General features: G+C 59.2%; 5 protein-coding genes. 1 reads left to right on the top strand and 4 read right to left on the bottom strand.

What is annotated here, in order from left to right:
- Positions 1–19: 19 nt before the first annotated feature.
- Complete coding sequence (locus SJI03_RS28640) at positions 20–1,099, bottom strand: tartrate dehydrogenase (RefSeq protein WP_322429433.1); 1,080 nt, start codon at positions 1,097–1,099, stop codon at positions 20–22.
- Between the two features lie 114 nt (positions 1,100–1,213).
- On the opposite strand from SJI03_RS28640, the gene SJI03_RS28635 reads away from it, so the two are divergent.
- Positions 1,214–2,113: a LysR family transcriptional regulator gene (locus SJI03_RS28635; RefSeq protein WP_322429432.1), complete on the top strand. Its 900-nt coding sequence runs from the start codon at positions 1,214–1,216 to the stop codon at positions 2,111–2,113.
- Positions 2,114–2,130: 17 nt separating this feature from the next.
- Here the strand turns inward: SJI03_RS28635 and SJI03_RS28630 are convergent, their stop codons facing one another.
- The 3 genes from SJI03_RS28630 to SJI03_RS28620 all read right to left on the bottom strand — a co-directional run bounded on the left by SJI03_RS28630 (position 2,131) and on the right by SJI03_RS28620 (position 5,848).
- Positions 2,131–3,621, bottom strand: coding sequence for a DUF3482 domain-containing protein (locus SJI03_RS28630; protein WP_322429431.1), 1,491 nt, complete (start codon positions 3,619–3,621; stop codon positions 2,131–2,133).
- Positions 3,618–5,096, bottom strand: coding sequence for a DUF2868 domain-containing protein (locus SJI03_RS28625; protein ID WP_322429430.1), 1,479 nt, complete (start codon positions 5,094–5,096; stop codon positions 3,618–3,620). Before SJI03_RS28625 ends, SJI03_RS28630 begins: the two co-directional genes overlap by 4 nt.
- Positions 5,097–5,158: 62 nt before the next feature.
- The gene (locus SJI03_RS28620; RefSeq protein ID WP_322429429.1) at positions 5,159–5,848 is read right to left on the bottom strand and encodes an acid phosphatase; all 690 of its coding nucleotides are present in this window, start codon (positions 5,846–5,848) and stop codon (positions 5,159–5,161) included.
- Positions 5,849–5,973 lie beyond the last annotated feature (125 nt).

Below are 5,973 nucleotides of genomic sequence, written 5' to 3'. Positions count from 1 at the left end.
CGCCCATGGGCGGCAAGCTTTATTTGAGTAATTCGGCAACCGCCATGCCCACATCGGTCGTACTGGCGCTGCCGCCCATATCCGGTGTGCGCGGACCATACTCAAGCACCTGTTCAATGGCGCGCACAATCGCGTCATGCGCCGCCGTGTAATTGGCATCGCCATTACCGAGGAAGTCCAGCATCATGGCACCCGACCAGATCATGCCGATCGGATTGGCGATATTCTGGCCATAGATATCGGGTGCGGAACCGTGTACCGGTTCGAAGACCGAAGGGAACGTGCGCTCCGGATTGATATTGGCCGATGGTGCAATGGCAATCGTCCCCGTGCAGGCGGGCCCCAGATCGGACAGGATGTCGCCAAACAGATTCGAAGCGACCACTACGTCAAAACGCTCGGGACTAAGCACGAAACGGGCTGCTAGGATGTCGATATGGTATTTATCCCAGCGGACATCGGGAAAGCTCGGGCCCATCGCCTCCACCCGCTCATCCCAATATGGCATACTGATCGCAATGCCATTCGACTTGGTGGCCGATGTCAGGTGTTTTTTAGGCCGGCTTTGCGCCAGCTCAAACGCATACTTCAGGATACGGTCGACACCCTTGCGCGTAAAGACAGATTCCTGCAGCACGGTCTCGCGCTCCGTCCCCTCGAACATGCGCCCGCCCACGGATGAATACTCTCCTTCCGTATTTTCACGCACCACATAAAAGTCGATATCACCGGGCTTTTTATTCGCCAGCGGACACGGCACGCCAGGCATCAAGCGCACGGGCCGCAAGTTGACGTATTCATCGAACTCGCGCCGGAATTTCAATAGCGAACCCCATAAGGAGATATGGTCAGGCACCTTCTCCGGCCAGCCCACGGCGCCAAAATAGATGGCGTCGAAATCCTTGAGCTGGGCAAACCAATCCGAGGGCATCATCTGGCCGTGTTCAAGGTAGTAGTCACAATTCGCCCATGCCATCTTCGTGAACTGCAGGTCGATATTGAAGCGGCACGCGGCGGCCTCGACAACACGCAACCCTTCCGGCATAACTTCATTGCCGATGCCGTCGCCGGCGATGACTGCAATTCGGTGTACGGGCATACGATTCTCCTGGTGATAGATGGATGTTAGCTGTATGCGTTGATGATACTGGCGCCGGATCAGAATACAATCAGGGAATTCATAACCCAAGTATTCACATTTCGTGGTCAATCAATGAAGCATACGCCGCTGCTGGAAGACTTACGCCTGTTTTGCCAGGTCGCCCATAAAACCAGTTTCGCCGCCACGGCCTTGGAACTGGGCATTTCCAAGGCGGTCGTCAGTAAGCGCATCAGCATGCTGGAAGCGGCGCTGCAGGTACGTTTGCTGCACCGGACCACGCGCCGGGTCAGCGTCACCGATCACGGCGAGATCGTGCGGCAATGGGCGCAGCGCATCCTGGAAGATGTCGAGCAGATGGGGGAAGCGGTAGCGCAGTCCAAACTGCAGCCGCAAGGCGTGCTGCGCATCTGCTCCAGTTCCGGCTTTGGGCGCAACCGGCTTGGGCCTGCCCTATCCCAGCTGGCACGCCAGTATCCAGACCTGAAAATACAGCTGGAATTACTCGACCGGCCTGTAGATCTGCTGGGCGAAGGTTTCGATCTCGACGTTCGCATCGGCGTGGTCCATGAACCGGACCTGATCGCCCACCGCATTGCAAGCAATCAACGCGTACTGTGCGCCGCGCCCGCCTACCTTGCACAACGCGGGACGCCGGGCACCCTGGCGCAGTTGCGCGAGCATGACTGCATCGTCATCCGCGAACGCGACCAGGATGGACGGCGCTGGAAACTGCTAGGGCCGCAAGGACTGGAAACGGTGAAGGTCGATGGGCCGCTCTCGGCCAACAATGGCGAGATCGTCCATCAATGGGCGCTGGACGGCCACGGCATCATCTTGCGCTCGGCATGGGATGTGGAAAGCAACCTGGCGCAAGGCAAGCTGGTGCGCATTTTGCCCGCGTATCAACAGGCTGCCGATGTGTGGGCGGTGACCACCTCGCGGCTGTCGAACTCGGCCAAGGTCAGGGCGTGCGTGCAATTTTTACAACAATGGCTGCAAGCCCGCGCCTGATTATCGACACCAGGCATCTACACCAGGCGCGCCACATCCGGATACAGACGTGCCAGGGTATCGGAAGTGATGGACGACATGAGGGGCAAGACGCGCTCGGCAGCCTGCTCGGGCGATTTATCCCGTCGCACTTCTTTCCACAACTCGGCCAAAGCAGCGTCATGGCGTGCCACTGCCTGCTCGACTTCATCCTGCCAGAAGGCCGGCGCCTCGCTTTCCACAAAGTTGCCGCGGCCACGGCCAAAGTGCGCCACCGCCAGGTAACGCAGCACGCCCGCCACCACCAGTGTACGCAGGAAAGCATCCGTAAATTGCATGATGGGCTCGTTGCGGTCCGTGCCGGAATTAAACCCCCAGGCTGCGCCCGCAAACGTCAGTGCACCGACCACGCCGCCAAGCAAGGCGCCTGTGCCCAAGGTGAGGCCGCCGGAAATCAGGTCGGCCGACAGCCCCGTCGCGGCACCGGAAATCATGGCGCCCAAGAGTCCCGCTTGCGCCTTGTCGATCGGCGCGCGCACGGCGAAATTTTCCCGTATACGGCTATTGATCTTATGCGCATCGGTCGGGTCGAGTTTGTGCAAGATCAACAGTTCACGCGTGGTCATGCTGCTGTGCGTATTGAGCCGCGCCACCAGGCTAGCCATGGCCTTTTCCTGGCGTTGCTGCTCTGCATTCTTACCGATACCCACTACCTGCAAAGCCGATTTCAGCAAGCCCCTGGACGCCGGATCAATGGCTTCGCGATCCTGCCCTGCCACCGCCAGTTGCGTAGCCAGCAAGTGCATGGCCTGCTGAAAACGCGCCGTATTCTGCTCTTGCCAGGCAGCAAACAAACGCGCATAGCCAATTTGCTGCGACTGCGGCAACAATTTACCCACGGCTTCGTAAAACACCCGCTCATGTACCCAGCAGCGGGCAAAGGCATCGAGCGCCAGGACGTCACGCACGATCGGATACTGCTGCAAATGGTCGCGCCAGCGCGTCTGCTCGCCGTGCTCCTCATTCCCCGGACGCGGCGGCCCCATCTGGTTCAGCAAAACCACCACCGGCTTATCCAGCCAGGCGAGGATTTTCATTTCCGCCGACAAGTAACCCGCGTCCCGGGGATTTTCAGAGGAGTTAACCAGGTACAACACCACGTCGGCAGAGTCCTTGGCCGTGCGCAGCGCTTGCTGACTGAGCCAGAACGGACGGTCGCGGTAACGGTCCAGCACTTCGCGCAAGAACCAGCCGATGGGATTGCCCGATTGTCCCAGACGCTTGAGCAGGCGCACGGAATCGCCGAAGCCCGGCGTGTCCCATAATTGCAGGGCATCCCCCTGCGACGTGGCCAGCAAGGTATGCGATTCCGCAAACACGGTCACGTGGGCAGCATCGCGCACTTCGCCGATGTCGACGCCCACCAAGGTGCGCGCCAGTGTCGTCTTGCCATTATTCGTGTGCGAAATCAGCGCGAACTGAATCTGCACCGCATCATCCCACACATCTTTATTCACATTCACACTCATGCTGCTGCCGATACTTTCAGCCCGACACCGGCATCAAGCGGGTGCAAGGCAGGATTGAGCAAATTGACCCGGGTGGCCGTAGTTTTGTGGAACTGGCAGAACTGTTGCCACAAGGCGACTCGTTCCGCCAGGCGCGCGCCGTTATCCACCTGCTCGCCCGCGCGCTCCAGATAGCTGGACTCGTCGATCAGGACGGCGATGCCGCGTGCCGACGATTGCGCCAGGTAATCGAGGAAGGCGCCATGATTTTCCTTTTCCGGCGTCGCCGTCAGGTTGAACAGCACGGCCGTGATATTGACTTGTGGATCGTTCAGATCCGTGTCGCGCAAGACGTCCTGCGGCTCTTCGCCATACGACGTTGACGGACGCAGCATCATGCGACCCTGCTCGCCGAACAGCATGAGGGAGATTTGCCCCAGGCCCTTGTGGCGTGCCTCATCGACAGTAAAGCTGTATGGCAAGACGCGCAGCATGCCGCCTGTGGCCACGCCGATGCTTTCATTGAGCTTGCGGAAATACGGTTGATCGAGATCCAGCGGAAAGTTCCTGGCCAAGCGCGCGGCGCGCCAATTGTTGACCAAGGCCAAGATCAGGCGGGGAACGACCACCAGCAGGAAGATGGTTGCCGCATACAAATGCACCCAGCGCGCGCCGCCTTCGACAGTTGTCGTTTGCGGGAAACGCAGCGCTTCGATTTCCGCCAGCGAAAAACCTTGCAAATGAAACAGGGCGATGGCCGGTGCGAACAGGGTCGAAAGCAGGCTGTGCACTTGGCCGGCATTCAAAAAAGTGCTTTCCCAGCCGGCCGCGTATTGCGACAGGAAGCCACGCGCATACAGCGAGGCAACGGCGCCGATGGCAAACATGGCGGCGCTCAAGTGGATGGTGCGGCTCAGCCGCGCGGCCGTCAGTTTGGCGCTCAAATGCGCCCATTCTCCCATGAAGCTGAGCAAGCCCGAGGACAGGGCGTGCGGCAGCTTGCGCGGCAAGGCCAGGCGGCCCACGCTCAGGTGGCGCACCAGTCCCGCTTTCGGCCAGCCCAGGGAATGCGAAGGGATGCATAGCCAGATCAGCAAGCCCAGGTAGACCAGCACATTCCAGGCAATAATTAGCAACAAGGGCGCCGACAGCAGATCCACGCGATGGGGATCCGTGATGCGGTCGAGCCCGGCGCCCAGCAGCAGTGCCAGCAAGGGCAAGGTCAGCGCCAGGGTTTTCATGCCGTTACGGCGTTTCGCGAAAGCGGCGAAGGCAGGCGTGCGTTCGGTGATGCGCTTGAGGATCAGCTCGGAGCGCTGCTGCAGGAAATCGTCACCTGTCACTTCGGCCTGCTTGCCCGAAGCTTGCCACTGCGCAAGCTCACGCGCGCTGCGGCTGGCATACATGCGGTCATCCTCGCTGAGGACTTCTTTTTTCTGGTCGGCCGTCTCGATAGCACGGACCAATACCACTTCTCTCGCAATCTGCTCGTTCATGGTGCTCCTGTTTTTGTATGAAACGACAACTAGACAGGCAGATTGTGACGTACTTTTGTGTTTCAGGCCAACGCGTCCTCGTCCCGGAGCAGCTTATGCAGCAGATATATCAGGAAAGAAGCGATCCAGGCAGACCACAAGGTGTGTGTGAAAAATTGCGTACCATGCAATTGCTGCTGCCAGCCTGCCGCCAAACCACACAACAGCATGACACAAGCGAACAGAAGCGCCGTGCGTGGCCGTTCGGGCAGACAGAACAATGGCAAGGCCAGCATCCACCAGGCAGTGTTCGCCTGCGTGGCGGGCAGGCAGACCATACCAGAGGCACTGGCCGGCAATGTTTCCAGCAGGCGCGTGTACGGCTCCAGTCCCCCATAGCGCAACAAATCCGTGGGGCAAGGCACATCGCTGAAAGAAGAGAGCAAATAAATACTTAACGGCACCAGAACGGCCGACAAGGCCACGACGCGCAAGGCGCTGCGGCGTGAAGCAAGCCAGGCCAGCGGGTGCAAGGTGTCCCAGATGGCCAAGCTGATCAAGGCGGAGCCAAGCGAGATCATGCCGAGCTGGAAATTACCCGCCCACGCACTGCCCGTGCCAGCAAATTGCCCACGCGTCCCGTCGAACATACTGTCGGCGATCATGAGATCGAGGTTGCTGTAATTGCCGATCCAGAGTATTAGCATGGCCGACAGCATCAAGGCGCTATCGATGCCTTTGGACGTTTTGACGAGTTTAAGCTTGGCCAACATGGATGCACACATTTACTTGATGAGAATGGAAGTCATCGTACAGTGTGAATATGAAGAGAACATGACGGTGCCCGCCGTGCACAACATATGGTGATAATGCAAAAGGCAGCGCGCAGCGCTGCTTA

The sequence above is a fragment of the Janthinobacterium sp. GMG1 genome (genome assembly GCF_034427795.1).
Classification (GTDB): Bacteria; Pseudomonadota; Gammaproteobacteria; order Burkholderiales; family Burkholderiaceae_D; genus Janthinobacterium.
The sequence above is the reverse complement of the archived record's forward strand: the minus strand, read 5'-3'. Positions and strand labels throughout refer to the sequence as shown.

Coding starts and splice junctions, on each gene's coding strand:
- SJI03_RS28640 (WP_322429433.1), bottom strand. CDS start 1,099: ATGCCCGTACACCGAATTGCAGTCATCGCCGGCGACGGCATCGGCAAT.
- SJI03_RS28635 (WP_322429432.1), top strand. CDS start 1,214: ATGAAGCATACGCCGCTGCTGGAAGACTTACGCCTGTTTTGCCAGGTC.
- SJI03_RS28630 (WP_322429431.1), bottom strand. CDS start 3,621: ATGAGTGTGAATGTGAATAAAGATGTGTGGGATGATGCGGTGCAGATT.
- SJI03_RS28625 (WP_322429430.1), bottom strand. CDS start 5,096: ATGAACGAGCAGATTGCGAGAGAAGTGGTATTGGTCCGTGCTATCGAG.
- SJI03_RS28620 (WP_322429429.1), bottom strand. CDS start 5,848: ATGTTGGCCAAGCTTAAACTCGTCAAAACGTCCAAAGGCATCGATAGC.